Annotated in this window: 19 protein-coding genes; 11 read left to right on the plus strand and 8 right to left on the minus strand. The window is 64.5% G+C overall.

What is annotated here, in order from left to right:
* Positions 1 to 257 precede the first annotated feature (257 nt).
* The 5 genes from B7G52_RS23285 to B7G52_RS08885 form a co-directional block, all read right to left on the minus strand.
* Positions 258 to 1,073, minus strand: a complete 816-nt coding sequence (locus B7G52_RS23285) for a hypothetical protein (RefSeq protein WP_141397416.1) — start codon at positions 1,071 to 1,073, stop codon at positions 258 to 260.
* A 523-nt stretch (positions 1,074 to 1,596) separates the two neighbouring features.
* A complete protein-coding gene (locus tag B7G52_RS08870; RefSeq protein WP_096697252.1) occupies positions 1,597 to 2,640 on the minus strand; it encodes a VWA domain-containing protein in 1,044 nt (347 codons plus the stop codon).
* A 31-nt stretch (positions 2,641 to 2,671) separates the two neighbouring features.
* Complete coding sequence (locus tag B7G52_RS08875) at positions 2,672 to 3,703, minus strand: DUF58 domain-containing protein (RefSeq protein WP_096697253.1); 1,032 nt, start codon at positions 3,701 to 3,703, stop codon at positions 2,672 to 2,674.
* A gap of 233 nt (positions 3,704 to 3,936) precedes the next feature.
* Positions 3,937 to 4,947: a MoxR family ATPase gene (locus tag B7G52_RS08880; RefSeq protein WP_096697254.1), complete on the minus strand. Its 1,011-nt coding sequence runs from the start codon at positions 4,945 to 4,947 to the stop codon at positions 3,937 to 3,939.
* Positions 4,948 to 4,958: 11 nt separating this feature from the next.
* Entirely contained in the window at positions 4,959 to 5,858 is a 900-nt protein-coding gene (locus tag B7G52_RS08885; RefSeq protein WP_096697255.1) for a S1C family serine protease, read from the minus strand.
* Between the two features lie 138 nt (positions 5,859 to 5,996).
* On the opposite strand from B7G52_RS08885, the gene B7G52_RS08890 reads away from it, so the two are divergent.
* The 9 genes from B7G52_RS08890 to B7G52_RS08935 all read left to right on the plus strand — a co-directional run bounded on the left by B7G52_RS08890 (position 5,997) and on the right by B7G52_RS08935 (position 16,022).
* Entirely contained in the window at positions 5,997 to 6,845 is an 849-nt protein-coding gene (locus B7G52_RS08890) for a TatD family hydrolase (RefSeq protein ID WP_096697256.1), read from the plus strand.
* Positions 6,839 to 7,420, plus strand: coding sequence for a DNA-deoxyinosine glycosylase (locus tag B7G52_RS08895; RefSeq protein WP_096697257.1), 582 nt, complete (start codon positions 6,839 to 6,841; stop codon positions 7,418 to 7,420). The genes B7G52_RS08890 and B7G52_RS08895 overlap by 7 nt, the downstream gene beginning before the upstream one ends.
* Before the next feature lie 4 nt (positions 7,421 to 7,424).
* Positions 7,425 to 8,207: a spermidine synthase gene (locus B7G52_RS08900; protein ID WP_096697258.1), complete on the plus strand. Its 783-nt coding sequence runs from the start codon at positions 7,425 to 7,427 to the stop codon at positions 8,205 to 8,207.
* Between the two features lie 53 nt (positions 8,208 to 8,260).
* Positions 8,261 to 10,066, plus strand: a complete 1,806-nt coding sequence (locus B7G52_RS08905) for a GspE/PulE family protein (protein ID WP_096697259.1) — start codon at positions 8,261 to 8,263, stop codon at positions 10,064 to 10,066.
* Positions 10,067 to 10,193: 127 nt separating this feature from the next.
* Complete coding sequence (locus B7G52_RS08910) at positions 10,194 to 10,682, plus strand: tripartite tricarboxylate transporter TctB family protein (protein ID WP_096697260.1); 489 nt, start codon at positions 10,194 to 10,196, stop codon at positions 10,680 to 10,682.
* Between the two features lie 10 nt (positions 10,683 to 10,692).
* Positions 10,693 to 12,204 (plus strand): tripartite tricarboxylate transporter permease, encoded by a 1,512-nt coding sequence (locus B7G52_RS08915; RefSeq protein ID WP_096697261.1) that lies wholly within the window; start codon positions 10,693 to 10,695, stop codon positions 12,202 to 12,204.
* Positions 12,205 to 12,303: 99 nt separating this feature from the next.
* Positions 12,304 to 13,296 carry a tripartite tricarboxylate transporter substrate binding protein gene (locus tag B7G52_RS08920; protein ID WP_096697299.1) on the plus strand — a complete coding sequence of 331 codons (993 nt, stop codon included), beginning with the start codon at positions 12,304 to 12,306 and terminating at the stop codon, positions 13,294 to 13,296.
* Positions 13,297 to 13,352: 56 nt separating this feature from the next.
* Positions 13,353 to 15,071 (plus strand): gamma-glutamyltransferase family protein, encoded by a 1,719-nt coding sequence (locus tag B7G52_RS08925; RefSeq protein ID WP_205853041.1) that lies wholly within the window; start codon positions 13,353 to 13,355, stop codon positions 15,069 to 15,071.
* 9 nt (positions 15,072 to 15,080) lie between these two features.
* Positions 15,081 to 16,022, plus strand: coding sequence for a DMT family transporter (locus tag B7G52_RS08935; RefSeq protein WP_371329004.1), 942 nt, complete (start codon positions 15,081 to 15,083; stop codon positions 16,020 to 16,022).
* Positions 16,023 to 16,583: 561 nt separating this feature from the next.
* Here B7G52_RS08935 and B7G52_RS08940 read toward each other — a convergent pair.
* Together B7G52_RS08940 and B7G52_RS08945 are read right to left on the minus strand one after the other, a co-directional pair.
* Positions 16,584 to 17,654: a M48 family metalloprotease gene (locus B7G52_RS08940; RefSeq protein ID WP_096697262.1), complete on the minus strand. Its 1,071-nt coding sequence runs from the start codon at positions 17,652 to 17,654 to the stop codon at positions 16,584 to 16,586.
* 14 nt (positions 17,655 to 17,668) lie between these two features.
* On the minus strand, positions 17,669 to 18,250 hold the full coding sequence (locus tag B7G52_RS08945; protein ID WP_096697263.1) for an SH3 domain-containing protein: 582 nt from the start codon (positions 18,248 to 18,250) through the stop codon (positions 17,669 to 17,671).
* A 36-nt stretch (positions 18,251 to 18,286) separates the two neighbouring features.
* Between B7G52_RS08945 and B7G52_RS08950 the strand changes: the two genes are divergently transcribed.
* On the plus strand, positions 18,287 to 19,081 hold the full coding sequence (locus B7G52_RS08950; RefSeq protein WP_096697264.1) for an SDR family oxidoreductase: 795 nt from the start codon (positions 18,287 to 18,289) through the stop codon (positions 19,079 to 19,081).
* Positions 19,082 to 19,226: 145 nt separating this feature from the next.
* Here B7G52_RS08950 and B7G52_RS08955 read toward each other — a convergent pair whose 3' ends face one another.
* Positions 19,227 to 20,447: an MFS transporter gene (locus B7G52_RS08955; protein WP_096697301.1), complete on the minus strand. Its 1,221-nt coding sequence runs from the start codon at positions 20,445 to 20,447 to the stop codon at positions 19,227 to 19,229.
* A 125-nt stretch (positions 20,448 to 20,572) separates the two neighbouring features.
* Here B7G52_RS08955 and B7G52_RS08960 point away from each other — a divergent pair, with 125 nt between their 5' ends.
* Positions 20,573 to 21,670 (plus strand): SMP-30/gluconolactonase/LRE family protein, encoded by a 1,098-nt coding sequence (locus tag B7G52_RS08960; RefSeq protein WP_240523374.1) that lies wholly within the window; start codon positions 20,573 to 20,575, stop codon positions 21,668 to 21,670.
* The last annotated feature ends 26 nt before the right edge of the window (positions 21,671 to 21,696 follow it).

Raw genomic sequence — 21,696 nt, forward strand, 5'->3', positions numbered from 1 at the left:
GGCTCCCTAGTAAGGAATGGACTTAGTGGAAAGGGTTCGCCCCCAGACCGAGTTCCATAAATCCTGATGCGCTCTAACGCATCAGGTCGTGACACCAGCCTCATGGCTGGATAGTTGCGGGGATGAGCCGCTTAAGCAGTGGCCTGCCACGGCCGGCGTAGTGTTAGTTCCGCCAAGAATTTCCACACTACGCCGGCCTTCCTATTTCCGCCCCGGCAGGGCAGGCAAATAACCGCCGGGGACGCCTTATCTCCTGCTCATGACGAAGCTCCAGTAGTGATCGACAAGGTGCTTCCTTTCAATGTGATTGTTATCCCGGCAGTCTCGTCGTCTGCCGAATACATCAGGTCAAAAATATTTGCGGCGGTTGTAAGCCACTTAGCGCGCCCGGCTAAGTCCCATTGGGATTCTGGCTCTGGCAGTTTGTCGATCAAACCCTGAATAAATGGTGGAAGGTTCGACCCGCCCCCATTGCCCCCTCCCTTTCGGCGAGTGGTTTCCTCTCCATCGAAATCAGGCCCTGCAGCCGCTTTGGGTGGACCTTGATTAAGACTAGGGGGCAAGGAAAGACGTTCAGCTGATATCTCGAACAAGCCAGCGGTTTTTGCTGACCGCATGAAGGCTAGTCGCGCCTTATCTTTTTGCTTTGGAGCAACACCAAGTTGTTCGGCCATCCGCTCGACAGCCGCCGCCGGAGGTAGTGTTTGACCGTTCAGTTTTTCAAACAGCGCCCTGTACAAAGGCACCGCCATGAAGGCATCCACTCGGGCGGCACGTTCGAACTGCGGATCGACTGCCCGTAATCCGAGTTCAGTCAACTCAACATGCCCTCGGTCATAGTCCAGCAGCCCGAACGTTTTTGCGGTCATCATTCGAGAACGAAATCCGCCGCCCTCAGCGGTCATATTGAGCTTTACGGCTAGCTGTTTCCAGTCGGCAGAAGTGCCTCCTACCTGCTTAACAGCCTGCGCAACCTCAAGGGCGCTGGTTAGGTCGAAATAAGGAAACTCGATGGTTGAACGCCCACGAGCTTCATCGGGCTTGGGCGTAGTAGCTTGGCTTTCAGCAGTCATGGTGCGTCCTTTGCAAGTTGGTAGGACGAATTTTGACTGATGTTCGGGATGAATGCAAGTCGTCAAATGCTATTTTCAGCATTTATCCTAAAAAATCCTCATTTGTTTCGCAATACTGTATCTATGTCCAGTTCTTGAATTGGATGGGGTTGGTGAAATCTGGGTACGTAAAGTACAACATAGCCAAAAGAAAGGCGACCCGATGGGTCCGGGTCCCTCCGCTTCACTCCGGGGCAACCTGCGGTGCGCTCCTCGGCCCAGCCCGACGGGTGGGGAAACAAAGACAAAGACCAACGCCGAATGCGGGGAGTCATGACGCGCGCAGCGCGTCATGACGGAGTCAACAGACGTTCATGTTTGCACGCGAGTGCAGCACACGCGACCAAATGAAGTCCCCCTCCATCGCCCAGCGGGGCGAGGGCAGGGGCTAGGGGTGGGAGTGGGGAGTTCAACCTACTCCCCCAGGCAAACTACAGGCGCAGCAGCGTGATGCCGGATTCTCCCTGGCGGCAAAGCGGTGACGTCAAAGAATCCGGTTAAACCACAGCAGTGACAAGCCCGCCGACAGCAGGGCCAGCACCGACGCCACCAGCGCCAGCAAGCCGGAGATTTCGGTTTCCTTTTTCTCCACGGTCAGACGCGAACTCAAGGTCTTGTAGACCTTCCTCAGGTCCGCCGCGGTGCCGGCATAGAAGTATTCGGCCTGGGTCTTGTTGGCAATGGCCTTGAGGGTTTCCTCGTCGAGCCTGACGCGCATGGACCAGCCTTCAAACCCGATGGTCTCGCCATCGACCGTGCCCACCCCCACGGTGTAGACGCGTACGCCGCGGTCGGCCGCCATCTTGGCGGCTTCCAGGGAGTCCACCCCCGTGGTGCGCTGGCCGTCGGTCAGCAGGATGATGGCCGCCGAGGTGTAGGAACCGGGGGCTACGGGCGTGAACTCCTTCTTCGGCTCTTTCGGCGCCTGGTCAATCGCGATGCCGCTGTTGCGGTTGCGGCCGTAGGTCAGCGACGCCAGGTCGATGCCGGCATCCGGAAACAGCTCGGCCAGCGAGACGACGATGGCGTTGCCGATGGCCGTGGCGCGTTGCAGCTGGAACTTGTCGATGGCCGCGACCAGGTCCTCCCGGCTGAGCGTGGGTTGCTGCACCACCGAGGCGGTGCCTGCAAACGCGACAATGCCGACCCGCACGCTGCGCGGCAGGTCGGCCAGGAAGGCCTTGGCGGCGTTTTGCGAGGCGACCAGGCGGTTCGGCTGCACGTCGGTGGCGCGCATGCTCCCCGACACGTCCATCGCCAGGATGATGGTTTCCTGCTGCGAGGGCAGGGTGATCACGGCGAAGGGCCGCGCTGCAGCCAGCAGCATGGCGGCGATCGCCAGCAGGAAAAGCAGCGGCGGGATGTGACGCCGCAAGCTCTGGCCCGTGCCCATGGCTTCGCGCACGATGGACAGGCTGGCATACCGCAGTGCCATTTTCTTTTTGCGGCGCAGCAGCCACACATAAACCACCACCAGCAGGGGAAGGGCCAGCATCAGCCACAAAAAATGGGGCCAGAGAAAAGTCATGGGAGGTGTCATGGGGTCATCTCCTTGCGGCTCAGGCCGCCGCCTTCAGGTGGCCGGGCAGCTTGCCGCGGCCGTGTCTGCCGGCAGCGCCCGAGACCTGGCCGCGGCGCTTGCGCAGTTCGGTGAAACGCATGATGGCGTCGACCAGGTCGCCGTCGGTGGACAACTCCAGCGTGTCCACGCCGGCCTGCGCCAGCGCCTGGCGCAAGTCGGCTTCACGCTGGGCGGCAATGCGCGCAAAGCGCTGGCGAAAACCCGCGTCGTGGGTGTCGACCAGCAACTGCTCACCGGTTTCCGCGTCGCGTATCGGGATCAGTCCAAGGTCGGGCAGTTCGAGCTCCAGCGGGTCCAGCAGGCGCACCGCCACCACCTCGTGGCGTTGCGCCAGCCGGCCCAGCGCTTTTTCCCAGCCGGGTTCACTGATGAAGTCGGACACCACAAACACCGTGGAACGCCGGCGCAGCAGCTGGGCGGCCGATGTCAGCAGTTCGTCGAGGCGCGTGGTGACCACGCCGGTGGTTGCGGGACGGGTCTGCAGCCTGTGCAGCAGTTGCAGCACATGCGCGCGCCCGCCGCGCGGCGGCAGTACGGTGTCCACACCGGCGCCGTACAGCATGGCGCCCACACGGTTGCCGTGGCGCGTCAGCACGCGCGCCAGCACCGCGACGAATTCGCTGGAGACCTGGCTTTTGCGCTGGTCACCCGACCCAAAATCGACCGAGGGGCTCAGGTCCAGCAGGAACCAGCTGGCCATTTCGCGGTCTTCGGTGAACACACGCACATGCGGCGACTGCAGGCGCGCGGTCACGTTCCAGTCGATGTGGCGCACGTCGTCGTGGTGCTGGTACTCGCGCAGGTCGGCCAGGTCCATGCCGGTGCCGCGCATCAAGGTGCGGTAGTCGCCCTGCAGCAGGCCGTCGAGCCGGCGCAGCACGGTCCACTCGAGACGGCGCAGCACGTGCTCGGCGCTGCCATGGCTGCCAGCGTGCACCCGGGCCACCGACGCCTGGACGGGGGCTTCGGCAGGTTCGGGTTGGACGGATTTGCGGAACCAGTTTTTCATGACCGGTCACCACCTCGTGTAGGGCAACCGGCGAGGGGCCCTCTGCTTCAAGCAGGGGCCGCGGATCTGGCTTTGCCAGTCCGCAGGCGCAGCGGCCCCCGAGGGGCTGGAGCCTGCGGCTCCAAACCTGCCTGCGCAGGTTTGGACAGGCGACAGAAGCGAAGCCTCCGGCGAGCGGCGGCCTGCAAGGCCTCGGGAGCTACACGCAGTGAGCGACCGTGGGGGCCACATTTCTAGGCAACCAGTTTTTCATGTTCCAGTGGACGCGCAGGCGCCGGAACTTTGGCCATGATTCTGGCGATCACGGTGTCCGCGCTCAGGCCCTCGGACAGCGCTTCGTAGGACAGCACCAGCCGGTGCCGCAACACATCCGGCACCAGGTCCGTCATGTCTTCGGGCAGGACATAGCTGCGCCCGCGCAGCATGGCCAGGGCGCGCGCGCCTTCGGTCAGGTTGATGGTGGCGCGCGGGCTGGCGCCGAAGGTGATGAATCGGGCCAGGTCTTTCAGGCCGTTTTTTTCCGGGGTGCGGGTGGCCGATACCAGCCGCACGGCGTACTGGATCAGCGAAGGGTCCACATAGACCCGCCGGCATTCGCGCTGCAGTTCGGCCAGCTGCGCAGTGGTGGCGACGCTGGAGACGGCCACGGCCGGCCCGATCACGCGCTCGACAATCACGAACTCCTCCTCGTCGGTCGGGTAGTCCACCAGCACCTTCATCATGAAACGGTCCACTTGCGCTTCTGGCAGCGGGTAGGTGCCTTCGGTTTCGATCGGGTTTTGCGTGGCCATCACCAGAAAGGGCTCGGGCACTCGGTGGGTAACGCCCGCAATCGTGACCTGGCGCTCCTGCATGACCTCCAGCAGGGCGCTTTGCACCTTGGCCGGCGCCCGGTTGATCTCGTCGGCCAGCAGCAGGTTGGTGAACACCGGGCCCAGCGAGGTGCTGAAATCGCCATTTTTCTGGTTGTAGATGCGGGTGCCGACCAGGTCCGCCGGCACCAGGTCGGGTGTGAACTGGATGCGTTTGAAATTGCCCTGGATGGTGGCGGCCAGGGTCTTGACGGTCAGGGTCTTGGCCAGGCCCGGCACACCTTCAACCAGCAGGTGGCCCTGCGCCAGGATGGCCACCATCACACGTTCGAGAAAACGGTCCTGGCCGACGACCACGCGTTTGACCTCGTAGAGGATCTGTTCCATCAGTTGCGCGGTGTGGGGGTCCTGCGAGGCGGCGGGTGTTTGCATGGGGAGGTCCTTCAGAAGGGAGGCAAGCCGACGGCGGCCGCGGCGTTTTCAATCGGCACGGCAAAGGCGATGCCGACAAAGCTGCGCTGCTGGTTGGGGTTGAGGATGGCGGTGACGATGCCGACCACCTCGCCGTCCATGGTCACCAGCGGGCCGCCGGAGTTGCCGGGGTTGGCGGCCGCGTCAAACTGGATCAGGTTGGTCATTTCCTGCTTGCCTTCGGGAGAGCGGAAGGTGCGCTTGAGGCCGGAGATCACGCCCGCCGATGCCGACGGCCCGATGCCGAAGGGGTAGCCCACGGCCAGCACATGGTCGCCGGACGCCAGGTCGCCGGTGGAACGCATGGTCGCCGCAATCATGTCGTCGGGGATCTTGTGCGCCTGCAGCACCGCCAGGTCGTTTTCGGGCTGGGCGCCGATGATGTGGGCGGTGGACTCCAGCCCGTCGGAAAACACCACCTTGATGGTCTGCGCCCCCTGCACCACATGCAGGTTGGTCAGGATGATGCCTTTGTCCACAATCACCACGCCGGTGCCGACGCCGTACTCCTGGTCTTCCTTGCCGTTCTTGCTTTTACCGTAGCCAGTGACGCGCACCACCGAGGGGCGAATGGTGTCGTAGGCCTTGGCAACGGCCGAGGGCAACTGGGTGGTTTCCAGCGTTTTCAGGACGGCGGCGTTGATGTCGGCCTGCGTCAGCTTGCGTGGCTGCGGCCGCAGCGCCAGCGAGAGGCTGAGGGCCAGCAACAGCGCCATCACGGCCAGCGCGGTCCAAAGCAGGCGCGGGTTGGACAGCGAGAAGAAACGTGTTCGGGGGGCAGGCGCAAGGACCTGCCCGGCTTGCGCCTGCTGCCCTGGCGCCTCCGCGGGAGGGGGTCTGCTGGAGCTGCTGTAGAGGGCTGGCCTGCGCATCCGTGTCACCTGTGAAAAGGGTTTTTCCGGGATTTTTGGACTGACGATTGCACGGTATCACGTCTGGCGCAACCCTGCATATTCTTCAGGCATCCGTGGGGTCATCGCGGCTGGCGGGCGATCAGGCATCATGGAGAAATGCCTCACTGGATAGATACCCATTGCCACCTCGATGCCGCCGAATTCGACAAGGACCGTGTCGCCGTGCGGGCGCGGGCGGCGGCCGCCGGCGTGGCGCATTGTGTGTTGCCGGCGGTCGGGGTGGCTGACTTTGCGGCCGTGCGTACACTGGCGCACGATTTTGGGGACAGTTATGCGCTGGGCATCCACCCCTTGTTTGTCGGCCAGGCACAGGAGGGCGATCTGGCCGCGCTCGATGCCGAACTCGCCCTGCGAAAAACCGACGCCCGGCTGGTTGCGGTGGGCGAAATCGGGCTCGATTATTTTGTGCCGGCCCTGACACAAAGCCCTTTGCGCGAGCGCCAGGAGCATTTCTACCGCGAGCAGCTCCTGCTGGCACGCAAGCACGGCCTGCCGGTGATCCTGCATGTGCGCCGCTCCGCCGACAAACTGCTCAAGCACCTGCGCGAGCTCGCGCCGCAGGACGGCTGGCGCGGCATTGCGCACGCTTTCAACGGCAGCCGGCAACAGGCCGATGAATTCCTCAAGCTGGGCCTCAAGCTCGGTTTTGGCGGGGCCGTCACTTTTGAGCCGGCGCGGCAGCTCAGGCGCCTGGCGGCCGAATTGCCGCTGGAGGCACTGGTGCTGGAAACCGATTCGCCGGACATTCCGCCGCACTGGCTGTACGCCACGGCGCAGCAGCGCGGCGGGGGCCAAGCCCAGGGGCGCAACGAGCCGGCCGAGTTGCCGCGCATCGCCGCGGTGGTGGCTGAACTGCGTGGCATGACGCTCGATGCCCTGGCGCTGGCGACCACGGCCAACGCCGGCGCGGCCCTGCCCGGGCTGCAGGCCCTGTCGGCATGCTGACCGGTCTGGCGCCGCTGGTCAGCCGCCGGACCCGTGTGCTCATCCTCGGCAGTTTCCCCGGCGTGGCCTCGCTGGCCGCGCAGCAGTACTACGGCCATCCGCAAAACCAGTTCTGGAAAATTCTGCAAGCGATTTGGCCCTCCAGCCCAATACCAGTGGGCGTAGACAGCTATCAAAGTCGTAGCGAATGGCTGCTCGACAGGCAACTGGGCGTCTGGGACGTGTATGCCGCCTGCGAACGCGAGGGCAGCCTGGACAGCCGCATCCGCCAGCCGGTGGTCAACGATTTCGCGCAGATGCTGCAACAGTGCCCGGCGCTGGAAGTCATCGCCCACAACGGCGGCGAGAGTTTCAAACATGCCCGAAAAATTGCCCCCACGCTTGCCACTTCGTGTGCTGCGCAGCCCCCTGAGGGGGCTATTTCGCCTTGGGGCGGCCCGGCGGCGAAATGCCGCGAGACCGCCATCGCGTTTTATCAATTACCGTCCACCAGCCCGGCGAATGCCTCCTGGACGTTTGAGCGCAAACTCGCTGCCTGGCGCGACGTATTTGAAAAACACAGATTGACCGATTGACCCGATGGCCCGCAAAGAAACCAGCATCAACCTCAACAAGCTTCCACAGGCAGAACTGCCCGAGGTGAATTTTTCCGATTACGGCGACGTCCGCTACCTGCACCTGGGCACGCAGTGGGTGCAGGGCTCCATGCTGCTGGACAAACCGTTCGACATCGAGCTGGAATATGTCCAGCGCATGATGGTCTGGCTGCTGCTTGCCGAATCCGGCACGGTGGCTGCGCGACACGCGATGCAACTGGGCCTGGGGTCGGCAGCGCTGACCAAGTTCTGCTACAAGAAACTGAAGATGAAAACCACGGCCATCGAGCTCAACCCGCAGGTGCTGGCCGCCTGCCGGCTGTGGTTCAAGCTGCCCGCCGATGACCTGCGCCTGAAGGTCATCTTGGCCGACGCCGCGCAGGAAATCCGCAAGGCGGCGCACCACGGCACCGTGGACGCGCTGCAGGTGGACCTGTACGACCACGAAGCGGCCGCGCCTGTGCTCGACAGCGCGGACTTCTACGCGGATTGCCGCGAGCTGCTCAGCGAGGACGGCGTCATGACGGTCAACCTGTTCGGGCGCGACTCCAGCTACATCAGCTCGCTGGAAAAAATCGCCGAGGTCTTCGGCCCCGAATCCGTCTGGGCCTTCAAGCCGACGCGCGAGGGCAACACCGTCGTGGCGGCGCAACGTGAGCCGACCCGGCCCGAGCGGACGGAGCTTTCGCAACGGGCCGAGGTGATCGAGTCCCGCTTCGGCCTGCCCGCCAAAAAGTGGCTGAGGCTGTTCAAACCCGTTTTTTGAGAGTTCCCCGAGAAGTTCTCCGTCGCAAGGGGGTGATCAGTTAAAGTGCCTGCATGCGTGCTGCCGTGCCTCCCAAACACCCCCCTGAATCCACCACCCGGTCCGCCGCGCCGGCCGGGCCGCTGGACTGGCGCCGGCTGGTGGAGTGGCTCAGTGACGACGGGCTGATCTCGGCGGCCGAGGCGCAACGCACGATTGCGCGTTGCTCGCAGGTCCAGAGCGCGCAGCATCCGCTGATCCGGCTGGCCAGCGTCAGCATGACCCGCGTGTCCGACGGCAAGCCGCTGGACATTGAAACCATTTCCCAGTGGCTGGCTGGCCGGGCCGGCCTGGGCTACCTGCGCATCGACCCCCTGAAGGTGGACGTGGGCAAGGTGGCCGACACCATGTCGGCCGTGTATGCCGAACGCCACAAGGTGCTGCCGGTGCAGGTCACTCCGTCCGAGGTGGTGGTGGCGACCGCCGAGCCCTTCGTCACCGACTGGGTCTCCGAGGTCGAACGCCAGGCCAAGCGCAGCGTGCGCCTGGTGGTGGCCAACCCGCTGGAAATTGCCCGCTACACCGCCGAGTTTTTCGCGCTGGCCAAGTCGGTGAAGGCGGCCATGAAGGCCGGCGGCAACGCCGGCGCCGCCAGTTTCGAGCAACTGGTGGAGCTGGGCAAAACCAACAAGCAGCTCGACGCCAACGACCAGGGCGTGGTGCAGGTGGTGGACTGGCTCTGGCAATACGCCTTTGACCAACGCGCCAGCGACATTCACCTGGAGCCGCGGCGCGACCAGGGCGTGATCCGCTTTCGCATCGACGGCGTGTTGCACCCGGTTTACCAGTTGCCCATGGGGGTGCATAACGCGATGACGGCACGCATCAAGCTGCTGGGCCGCATGGACGTGGTCGAGAAGCGCCGGCCGCAGGACGGCCGCATCAAGACCCGCAACCCGCGCGGCGACGAAATCGAAATGCGGCTGTCCACCTTGCCGACGGCCTTCGGCGAAAAAATGGTGATGCGGATTTTTGACCCCGACACCACCGTCAAGGACCTCGACGCACTGGGCTTTTCCCAGCATGACGCGACGCGCTGGGAGCAGCTCGTCAAGCGGCCCTATGGCATCGTGCTGGTGACCGGGCCGACCGGCTCGGGCAAAACCACCACGCTGTATTCGACGCTCAAACGCATCGCCACCGAAGAGGTCAACGTCAGCACCATCGAAGACCCGATCGAGATGATCGAGCCGGCCTTCAACCAGACCCAGGTGCAGGCGCACCTCGATTTCGATTTCCCGGAAGGCCTGCGCGCGCTGATGCGGCAGGACCCGGACATCATCATGGTCGGCGAGATCCGCGACCTGCAGACCGCGGAAATGGCGGTGCAGGCGGCACTGACCGGGCACCTGGTCTTCAGCACGCTGCACACCAACGACGCGCCTTCGGCGGTGTCGCGCCTGATGGAACTCGGCGTCCCCTCCTATTTGATCAACGCCACCTTGCTGGGTGTGCTGGCGCAGCGGCTGGTGCGCACGCTGTGTCCGCAGTGCCGCGAAAAAGACGAAGGCAGTTCGCGCGAAACGCTCACGGAAATCGTCAAGCCCTGGCAGATCAACGGTGCCTATCAGCCTTACAAGCCGGCCGGCTGTGTTGATTGCCGCATGACCGGCTTCCTGGGCCGCATGGGGTTGTATGAACTGCTGACGGTGACCGAGGCCTTCAAGGACAAGGTCACCAAAGAGCCCAGCATCGACGCGCTGCGGCGCCAGGCCGTGGCCGACGGCATGCGGCCGCTGCGGCTGGCGGGCGCGCTCAAGGTGGCTGAAGGCCTGACCACCATCGAGGAAATCCTTTCCACGACGCCGCCCATGGCCTGAAGCCTGTCCCGGCCGGGACAGGCGGATTTTTTCTGCCGCTTTTTTGCGTAAGTGAAAGCCACATCCCCTTCAGGGGCAATTACATGCACAATCCAGCGATTCATTCTTTAGTTAGAGGAGACAAACCGTGAATATCAAGAGTCAGAAAGACTTTTTTTGCGGCCTGATGTTCATGGCCGTCGGAGGCGCATTCGCATGGGGCGCCAGTACTTACAACGTCGGTACGGGCGCGCGCATGGGCCCCGGCTACTTCCCGCTGATGCTGGGTGTGTTGCTGGCCGTCATTGGCGCCGCGATCACCTTCACCGCACTGGTGGTTGAAACCGAGGGCGGCGGCAAGATCGGCAAGATTGCCTGGAAGCCGCTTATCTTCGTGATTTCCGCCAACGTCGTGTTTGGCATCCTGCTGGCGGGCCTGCCCGCCATCAAGTTCCCGGCCTTCGGCATGATTGTGGCGATTTACGCCCTGACCTTCATTGCCAGCATGGCGGAAGCCGGCTGGAAATTCAAGACCACCTTGATCCTCGCGACGGTGCTGGCCGTCGGCAGCTACATCGCCTTTGTTCTGGCGCTGAAGCTGCAGTTCCCGGTGTGGCCGTCCTTCATCACGGGCTAAGGAAAATAAAATGGATCTGATTACAAATTTGTCCTTGGGTTTCAGCGTGGCATTCACGCCGATCAACCTGATGTATGCCTTTTTTGGCTGCGTTCTGGGTACGCTGATCGGCGTACTGCCGGGCATCGGCCCTGTCGCCACCATCGCGATGCTGCTGCCGGCCACCTATGCGCTGCCACCGGTGTCCGCGCTGATCATGCTGGCCGGCATTTATTACGGTTCCCAGTACGGCGGTTCGACCACCGCCATCCTGGTGAACCTGCCGGGCGAGTCGTCGTCTGTGGTGACCTGTATCGACGGTTACCAGATGGCCAGAAAGGGTCGAGCGGGGCCGGCGCTGGCCGCTGCCGGACTTGGTTCGTTTTTTGCCGGCAGCGTGGGCACGCTGATCATCGCGGCGTTTGCGCCGCCGCTGACCGAACTGGCCTTCAAGTTCGGCCCGGCCGAGTATTTCGCCCTGATGGTGCTGGGCCTGATCGGCGCCGTGGTGCTGGCCTCGGGCTCGCTGCTCAAGGCGGTAGGCATGATTGTGCTGGGGCTGCTGCTGGGCCTGATCGGCACCGACGTGAACTCCGGCGTGGCGCGTTTCAGCTTTGATGTGCCTGAACTGACCGACGGCATCGGTTTTGTCGTGATCGCCATGGGTGTGTTTGGTTACGGTGAGATCATCAGCAACCTGTCCCAGCCCGAGCATGAGCGCGAAGTCTTCACGGCCAGTGTGACGGGGCTGTTCCCCACCAAGCAGGATTTCAAGGACATGGCCCCGGCCGTGTTGCGCGGCACGGCCTTGGGTTCGGCCCTCGGCATCCTGCCCGGCGGTGGCGCCTTGCTGTCGGCCTTTGCCGCCTACACCCTGGAGAAGAAGATCAAGGGCCGTCCTGGTGAAGTGCCATTTGGCCAGGGCAACATCCGCGGTGTGGCCGCTCCTGAATCTGCCAACAACGCCGGCTCACAGACGTCGTTCATCCCGCTGCTGACGCTGGGCATTCCGCCCAACGCCGTGATGGCGCTGATGGTGGGCGCGATGACCATCCACAACATCCAGCCTGGCCCGCAGGTCATGACCAGCAACCCCGAGCTGTTCTGGGGCCTGATTGCCTCGATGTGGATCGGCAATGCCATGCTGGTGATCCTGAACCTGCCACTGATCGGCATCTGGATCAAGCTGCTGACCATTCCCTACCGCCTGCTGTTTCCTGCGATTGTGCTGTTCTGCGCGATTGGCGTGTATTCGACCAACAACAACACCTGGGACATCTGGATGGTGGCGATTTTCGGTGTGATTGGTTATGTTTTCATCAAGCTCGGGGCTGAGCCTGCGCCGCTGCTGCTGGGCTTCATCCTGGGCCCCATGATGGAAGAAAACCTGCGCCGGGCGCTGCTGCTCTCGCGCGGCGACTGGAGCGTGTTTGTGACCCGTCCGCTGTCTGCCGGCCTGCTTGCCGCCGGGGCGCTGCTGCTTGTGATCGTGCTTTTGCCGGCGGTCAAGAACAAGCGTGAAGAGGCTTTTGTCGAGGACTGACCCCTCGGCGACAGGCCCCAACGGCACCCTCGGGTGCCGTTTTTTTTGAGTGAAACTGTCCGAACCCTGCTATCCCGAAAACCGTTGCACAATGGCGAAATGAAACGTAGACATATCATTTTTCTGACGGCGGCCAGCGTTGTTGCAGCGGCCCTGCCTGCCGCGGCGCAGACTTCAGCGGCGGCTCCCGGGGCGGCTTACCCCGCGCGGCCGATCCGCATGATCGTGCCTTTCCCGGCGGGTGGCGCCACCGACATCCTGGCGCGCGCGCTGTCGCAGAAGCTCGGTGAAAAAATCGGGCAGACCGTGGTGGTCGACAACCGGCCGGGCGCCGGCGGGACCATAGGCGCCGACGCCGCGTCCAAGGCCACGCCGGACGGCTACACGCTGCTGCTGGCGACCTCGAGCACCCACAGCATCGGGCCGGCCATCAACCCGAAAATCCCCTACAACGCCGAGGCGGATTTCACGCCGATCGCCTACGTCGCCAGTTCGCCCAATGTCGTGCTGGTACCCAACTCCTCGCCGGCCAGGAGCATGCAAGAGTTCATAGCCCATGCGCGGAAAAATCCGGGGCGGCTGAACTACGCGTCCAGCGGCAACGGCACCATCGTGCACCTGACCACCGAGTACTTCAAGGCGCAGTCCGGCACCTTCATTCTTCACATTCCCTACCGGGGCACGGCGCTGGCCATGCCGGACCTGATCAGCGGCAAGCTCGATGTGCTGTTCGACTCCTTTGTCACCGGCATGCCGCATGTCAAGGATGGCAAGCTGCGCGCCCTGGCGGTGACCAGCCTCAAGCGCACCGCGCTCGCGCCTGATCTGCCGACGGTGTCCGAGGTCCTGCCGGGCTTCGAGTCCGTGACCTGGTTCGGCGTGTACGGCCCCAAAGGCCTGAACGCCGAACTAACGGCCCGGGTGAACCAGGCGGTCAATGCGGCCCTGGCCGACCCCGACGTCAAAGAGCGTTTTGCCCGGCTGGGCGCCGAGCCCACCGGCGGCACGCCGCAGGCTTTTGCGGCGATGGTCAGGACCGACAACGCCAAGTGGAAAAAAATCATTTCCGAACGCAAGATCACCACCGACTGACAGCGTTTAACCGGCGCCAGGGCTTGGCGCCAGCCCTCCCATTTCCAGAGCCATTCATGAACTTCGACTACAGCAATCCCTACACCTCCACCCGCATTCCCCTGTTTGCCCGCAATGTGGTGTCCACCTCGCACCCGCTGGGCGCACAGGCCGGGCTGCGCATGCTGCTCAAGGGCGGCAACGCGGTGGATGCCGCCATTGCCGCTGCCGCTGCCATGACCATCGTCGAGCCGGTCAGCAACGGTCTGGGCAGTGACGCCTTCTGCATCTTGTGGGACGGCAAGGAATTGCATGGCCTCAATGCCTCGGGCCGCGCACCGCAGGCCTGGACGCCGGACTACTTCAAGCGCAAATACGGCGACAGCGCCGCCACCCCGCCCAAGCGCGGTCTTGATTCGGTGACCGTGCCCGGTGCCGTCGCCGGCTGGGTGGCCATGAGCGAGCGTTTTGGCCGGCTGCCGTTTGCCGACCTGATGGAGCCCGCGATCGAGATTGCCGAGCGGGGCTACCTGCTGCCGCCGGTGGTTCAGCAGAAGTGGGCGGCCGCTACCAATGAACTGAAATCGATGCCCGGTTTTGCCCAGTCCTTTCTGCCCTGGGGCCGCGCGCCCAATGTCGGCGAGCTGTTCCGGTTCAAGGCCGCGGCCAGGGCGCTGCGGGCCATTGCCCAGAGCAAGGGTGCGGCGTATTACGGCGGTGAGATCGCGCAGGCGATTGAAAAATTCTCTGCACAAAACGGCGGCAGCCTCACGGCCAAAGACTTTGCGTCCTACCAGCCGGAGTGGGTCAAGCCCATCGGCAAGGACTACCGCGGCCACACGCTGCACGAGATTCCGCCGAACGGCCAGGGCATCTCGGCATTGATTGCGCTGGGCATCCTCGACAAGTTCGATGTGGCCGGCCTGGCGGTCGACGGCGTGGATTCGCAGCACCTGCAGATCGAGGCGATGAAGCTGGCTTTTGCCGACGTCTACAAATACGTGGCGGAGCCATCGTCGATGGAGGTGAGCGTCGATCAAATGCTCGACGACAGCTACCTCGCCTCCCGTGCCAAACTCATCGACATGAAAAAAGCGCAGGACTTCGGCGCCGGCAACCCGGTCAAGGGCGGCACCATTTACCTCACCGCGGCCGACGAAGACGGCATGATGGTCAGCTTCATCCAGAGCAACTACATGGGGTTTGGCTCGGGTTGTGTCGAGCCCGAGTTCGGCATCAGCCTGCAAAACCGCGGCCACGCCTTCAGCCTGCAGGCCGGCGTCAACCAGGTGGCGCCGGGCAAGCGGCCTTTCCACACCATCATCCCGGCCTTCCTCACGAAAACGGTCGGCCCCTCCGATGCCCAGTGGGAAAGCGTCAAGCATCTGGTGTCGGGCCCCGAGGGCCACTCCGGGTTCCGATCCCCTGAAGGGGCCCCTCTCCAGCCCTCCGTAACCCTCCCGGTGATGAGTTACGGCGTGATGGGCGCCAACATGCAGCCCCAGGGCCACATGCAGACGCTGGTGCGCATGCTCGACTACCAACAGAGCCCGCAGGCCGCCTGTGATGCGCCGCGCTGGCGCTACAACGCCGGCTTTGAAATCAATGTCGAAGCGTCGATGAACCCGCAAACCGTGCAGGGCCTGGCGGACCGCGGCCACCGCATGGAAGTCATCAACGACTCCTACCAGGACTTCGGCGCGGGCCAGTTCATCTGCCGCGCCGGCGATCCGAAGGTCGAAGGGTATGTGGCGGCCAGCGACAGCCGGCGCGACGGCCAGGCCGTCGGTTTCTAAAATTTTCTCTTGTCCAGAAGTTCAGAGCAAAAAGCACTTACAGCCCAGAATCCACGGGCGCAGGCAGCTACTAAAAGCATAGCGTCCGGCTTGCTGCTGGCGACGTTCGGCGCGATCGCCTTCAGCGGCAAGGCGATCATCGTCAAGCTCGCCTACCGCTACGGCGTCGATGCGGTCACGCTCATCATGTACCGCATGCTGTTTGCGCTGCCGATATTTGCCGTGATGGCCTGGTGGGCCAGCCGGGGCAAGGCGGCCCTGACCCGCAAGGACTGGCTGGGCGTGCTCTGGCTCGGTTTCACCGGTTATTACCTGGCGAGTTTCCTGGACTTCGCCGGGCTCGCCTACATCAGCGCCTCGCTGGAGCGGCTGATCCTCTACCTCAATCCCACGCTGGTGTTGCTGCTGGGCCTGGTGCTGTACCGCAGGCGGATCAGCGCGCCGCAAATCATGGGTATGGCCATCAGCTACAGCGGCGTGGTGCTGGTCTTCGGCCACGAGATCACCCTGCTGGGGCCGGAGGCCGCCTGGGGCGCGCTGCTGGTGTTTCTCAGCGCCGTCAGTTATGCGCTCTACCTGGTCTACAGCGGCGAGATGGTCAAGCGCCTGGGCGCCTTGCGACTGGTGGGGCTGGCCACAACGGTCGCCTGCCTGTGCTGCATCCTGCAGTTCCTGCTGCTCAGGCCGCTCAGCGCTGCGGCGGTTGCGCCCGAGGTGATCTGGCTCTCGGTGCTCAATGCCACGCTGTGCACGGCGGCTCCGGTGCTGATGGTGATGATGGCCATTGAGCGAATAGGCGCCAGCCTGGCCGCGCAGACCGGCATGGTCGGCCCGATGTCCACCATCTTGATGGGCGTGCTGATTCTCGGGGAGCCGTTCACCGCCTGGGTAGCGGCCGGCACGGTGCTGGTGATCGCCGGCATCTTCGTGTTCAGCCGTGGGGGCAAGTGATATTCGTTCGGCTTTTGCGTCACGCTGCGTTCCCGGTTCGCTCTGGACAGTAGGCACAACTCCCCACTCCCACCCCTAGCCCCTGCCCTCGCCCCGCTGGGCGATGGAGGGGGACTCATTTGGCTGCGTGTGCTGCGACCGCGTGCAAACACAACGGCCGCTTGACTCCGACATGACGCGCTGTGCGCGTCATGTCTCCCCGTATCCGTATTCGCTTCCCCCACCCGTCGGGCTGGGCCGAGGAGCGCAGGCAAAAGCGGATCAAGGGCTCGCGATTGTTTGAGGCGAAGCCGAGTTCGAGCGAGACCCCGCTTTTGTCAAGCACCACAGGTTGCCCCGAAGCGCAGCGCAGGGGACCCAGACCATCGGGTCGCCTTTCTTTTGGGTACTTTTCTTTGGCGAAGCAAAGACAAAGTGTCTCGCCCGCCGGGGCGAGACCCGGCCTGCCTGAAGACCCACAGCCGCGCGGGCTTGCACAGGCTTCGACAGGCTCAGCCCAAACGGTAGTAAGGGCGGTTCGACCCATAGTCCACCTTAGTCCGAATGCTGAAAAAACCGCACTTACTTTTTCGCCGGTATCCGTCGCCCAGGCGGCGCTGTGACCGCTGGCACATCTGCACTTCTGGCCGTGCGTGCGGCCGCCAGGCCTTCCAGGCGTTGGGCCACGGTGATGACCTGCTGTCCGCTCAGGCCGTCCATGCGGTTGCCCATGGCCTGCTCCAGCAGGTCCAGCCGCTGTTGCGCCGGCGGGTGGGTGCTCAGCGACAAGGCAAACAGCGGGTTGTCGGGCGTCGCGGTGCGCAGCTGCTGCAACACGGCCACCAGCCCGTAAGGGTCAAAACCGGCGCGTGCGGCCAGCGCCACACCGCTGCGGTCGGCATCGAATTCATCGGTCTGGTCCAGACCGCGCGAATACAGGTCGCGCCCCAGGTTGAGAAACTGGGCCGACACCGCGCCCGCCAGTTCGCCCTTGACCTGCGAGCCGATGACCTGCGTGAGCAGGCCGGCCCGCGCGGTTTTGGCAATCGCCTGCAGGTGGTGTCTGGCGGTCACGTGGGTGATTTCATGCGCCAGGATGCCGGCCAGCTCGGCCTCGTCGGCAACACGTTCAACCAGCCCCTTGGTCACGAACACATAACCGCCGGGCGCGGCGAAAGCGTTGAAGCCGGCATCGTCCAGCACCACGAAGGTCCAGGGCAGGTGCGGCCGCGAGGACTGCAGGCTGATCCAGCGCCCCAGCTGGTTGACGTAACGCTGCAGCGCCATGTCGGGGTGCAGCGGCTTGCTGCCCAGCAGCACGGCGGCCAGTTGGCGGCCGATTTCAATTTCCTTTGGCTCGTCGATCTGCTCGAGCGACTGCGCCAGCAGGCCGATCAGGTCGCCGGCGCGGGATGCCTGGCCAGCGCCGGCCGGCGCGAAGCCGGTGCCCAGCATGTTTCCCAGCAGTCCGCCGGGCGAGGCCGGCTGGGCGGGCGCCGGCGCTTCGGCAGGGGCGGCCTGGCGCAGAAAGGAGCCCAGCAGGTTCAGGGCCTTGCCGGCGTCCTGGCCGTGCGCCGGCATGCAGGCCAGACCGGCGGCCAGCGCCAGCGGCGGCAGCCAGGCCGGTTGCGGGAGGCGGTGTGGCAGGTTCATGGGCGGCTCCCGTTCTAGTTGTTGTTATTGACCGCTGGGTTGCTGTTTTGCAGCGGCGCCGGCTCGGGCAGGGCGTCCACCGGCCGGCTGCGGAGTGCTGCCGCGCTGGCGAACTGGCGGGCCTGGTCGGCATCCATGCGCAGCGTGTCGGCTTGCGCCACCGCTGCCATGTTGGGTTGCGCGCGCGCCAGGTCTTCCGCGCCCAGCCCGCGTATGCCCACAGTAGACGTGGCGGTGGTGGCGCCGCCCTGGGCGCTACCCTTGTTGAAAAAGCTGGTCAGGCCGCGCAGCGCATTGGCGCCGGCGCTGGGCGCCGCGACGCTGCTGGCCGGGGCCACGTCGAACATGTGGACCCAGCCGCTGGCGCCTTCGGCGGTACGCACCTGGATCCACGCGCCCTGGCGCGCGCCCGAGCGCGTGACTGGCGTGCGCGCCGCCAGCGGGGCCACGCTGCGCGGTGTTTCCCCCGGCGCCTCGCGCAATTCAGTGGTTCGCTTGACCAGCACTGATTCGGGTTGCGCATGGGCCAGGGCGCTGGCCAGCAGGAGGGCGCAAGAGCCCAGCCAGTGAACGCGCTTGGATTTACTCAGTATCATGGCCCATCAACTTTCAACGAAGAAGCGGAAATTATTATGGATTTAGGTATTGCAGGCAAATGGGCATTGGTGTGCGGCGCAAGCAAGGGCCTTGGTCTGGGCTGTGCCCAGGCGCTGGTGCGCGAAGGCGTGAACGTGCTGATCGTCGCGCGCGGCGCCGAGGTGCTGGAAGCGACTGCTGCAAAATTGATAGCTGATAGCGCCCGACCGGCGGGCGCCAGCGTACAGTTTGTTGCGGCGGACATCACAACCGTGGAAGGCCGCGCGGCGGTCTTCGCGGTGCGCAAGGATTTCGACATCGTGGTGACCAACGCCGGCGGTCCGCCACCGGGCGACTTCCGCGACTGGGACCGCGACGCCTGGATCAAGGCCGTGGACGCCAACATGCTGACCCCGATCGAGCTGATCAAGGCCACGGTCGACGGCATGGCGGCGCGCGGTTTTGGCCGCATCATCAACATCACCTCCAGCTCGGTGAAGGCGCCGATTGATATTTTGGGCTTGAGCAACGGTGCGCGCAGCGGGCTGACGGGTTTTGTCGCTGGCGTGGCGCGTACCAAACTGGCGGCCCAGGGGGTCACGATCAACAACCTGCTGCCGGGCAAGTTCGACACTGACCGCATCGCCACCACCGTGCGTGCCGCTGCTGAAAAGTCCGGCAAGAGTGTCGAAGAGATCCGCCGCGCGCAACAGGCGCAAATTCCCGCTGGTCGCTTTGGCACGCCTGACGAGTTCGGTGCGATCTGCGCCTTCCTGTGTAGCACGCATGCCGCTTACATGACGGGGCAGAACGTCCTGGCCGACGGCGGGGCTTACCCCGGGACTTATTGATCCTGATCCGCAGAGGGCGTTCCTTCGCAACTTCCGCGGTTCCCGGAGCGCGGACCCGTCCGTGCACTGCATAGCGGCGTGCCTTGTGTGGGTGCATGTCCGGGTTCACATCGGACCTGACTGACGCTTTTGGCTGGCACGTTTGTCAGCCTGCTGGTTGGGGCAGGCGCTGCAGCACCCTGACTTGCGAGCCAAAAATAATCCACGCCTGCACGGCGAACCCCGCGAGGGCCAGCACCAGGCAGGCGGGTTCGCCCCAGGTCGCGCCCACGAAACCGCCCAGGGCGGCGCCGATGGGTCTGGCCCCGGTATTGGCCGCCAGAAAAATCGCCGAGACACGCCCCAGCATGGCGCCGGGGGTGACGGTTTGCCGCAAGGTCGTGGACGTGATGGTCCAGACAATCGGGCCGGCGCCGAAAAGAAAAAACGCCACGCCCGCCAACACGCCGGACGGAAGGGCGAGTGTGGCGACCATGGTCAGCGCCGCCAGCACCGAGACGGCCGGACCGAGTTGAATCGCCCGGCCGAAGGGCAGCTTCGCAACAAGGTGCGGGGCCAGCAGCGCGCCCACCACCATACCGGCGCCATACGCGGCGAGTGTCATGCCGACGGCCGCGGCGCTCAGGCCGAGCAGCCGGATGGCGTAGGGCACGTACGCGGCCTGCAGGACAAACCAGGAAATGTTCCAGGCCACAGCCGTCAGAAAAATGGGCCGCAGCAGCGCATGGCGCCAGACCCAGTGCGCGCCGTCCCGAATGTCGAGCAGCGGGTGACGCCTGGCCATTGGCGCGCGCGGCGGCTCCACCAGCTGCAGCAGCAGAACCACCGCAGAGACTGACAACACGGCGGCCAGCACAAACGCAGCAGGTGCGCCGGCCCAAGTGACCAGCGCCCCGCCCAGCGCGGGCCCGGCAGCAAACGCGGCACTTCGGGCGAGTTCCAGCCGGCCGTTGGCTCGCGCCAGGGCTTCACGCGGCACCAGCGCGGGCACCAGGGCAGGCGCAGCGACGCTGAAACCCACGGTGCCGACGGCACCCAGAAAGCCCAGCACGGCCAGCAAGCCGATGGAGAGCTGGCCGGACATCACGGCTGCCAGCAGGCCGAACAAGGCCAGGGCGCGCAGGGTCTCGGCCCACACCATCAGGCGGCGCCGCGAGGTGCGGTCGGCCAGCAGGCCCAGGGGAATCGATAGCAGCAGAAAGGGCAGCGTCTGGGCGGTCGCCAGCAAGCCGATGTCGCCGGGCCCGGCGCCCAGGACCAGGACGGCGACGATGGGCACCGCCGCCAGACTCAGTTGCTCGGCCGACTGTGCCGCGAGGTTGGACCCGGTGAGGGCCAGCAGGGAGCGGGGAAGCGGGGGTGCCATGGGTGCCTGTTCTCTGGAAACACGCATCATGCCCGGTCTTCCGGCCGCCACTGGCCATTTGCGGACCTGTCGGCGAAGCAAGGCCCTGTCGGTCGACGGCTGCGCTCAAGGCTATAGTCCAGCCTATGAAAAAGGCAGCGTTGATCCTGGTCCTGATTATGGCGGTGACCGGTGCTTACCTGAGCTGGTGGCCAGTACCGATAGAGCCTGTCCGCTGGAACGCAAGCACGGCCCCCGGCTACACCGGACCGCACGCGGTCAACAACAAGCTGGCGGGTCTGCAGATGATTTCGCTGGGTGCCGAAGAAGGCCCAGAGCATGTGGTGATGGCCAGGGACGGCAAGCTGTATGTGACTGTTGTCAGCGGCACCATCCTGCGCATGGCCCCGGACGGCAGCGCGCGGGAGGTGTTTGCCAACACCGGAGGCAGGGTGTTGGGGTTTGACTTTGACGCCGCTGGGCATCTGATTGCGGCCGATGCGGTCAAGGGCCTGCTGTCCATCAGTCCGGACAAAAAGATCACGCTGCTGACCGACAAAGTCGGGAGCGACCCGATTCGTTATGCGGATGCGGTCATCGTGGCCGGCAACGGGAAAATTTATGTCAGCGATGCCTCCACACGTTTTGCGCCGGCCCGCTGGGGCGGCACGTTTGAAGCCAGTGTGCTGGACATTCTCGAGCAGTCCTCGACCGGGCGGATTCTGGAATTCGACCCGGTGACCCAGGTCACGCGTGTGGTTGCCCGGGGCCTGGGTTTTGCCAATGGTGTTGCCCTGAGTCAGGATGGCAAGACGCTGTTCGTTGCGGAGACTGGCAAGTACCGGGTGTGGAAAGTATCCGTCGACGCCAGCGACCTGGATGTCGCGCGGCCGGGTCCGCAAGCCAGTGTGTTGCTGGATAATTTGCCCGGCTACCCGGACAACCTCATGCGCGGCCTGGACGGCAGGATATGGCTGGGCCTGGCCAAGCCCAGAAACCCGACGGTCGACAAACTCGCGGACCAGCCCTTTTTGCGCAAACTCACCCTGTGGCTCCCGCGTGCCATGTGGCCCATTCCGCCTTCCTACGGGCATGTCATGGCCTTCACGGAAGACGGAAAAATCGTCACCGACCTGCAGGACCCCAGCGGGGCCTACCCGGAAACCACCGGCGTTACGGAAACACCCGACAGGCTTTACATCCAGAGCCTGCACGCCAAAAGCCTGGGCTGGCTGGCGAAGTAAATCGATCGACACAGGGCCCACGGGTT

The organism is Polaromonas sp. AER18D-145 (genome assembly GCF_002379095.1).
Classification (GTDB): domain Bacteria; phylum Pseudomonadota; class Gammaproteobacteria; order Burkholderiales; family Burkholderiaceae_C; genus Polaromonas.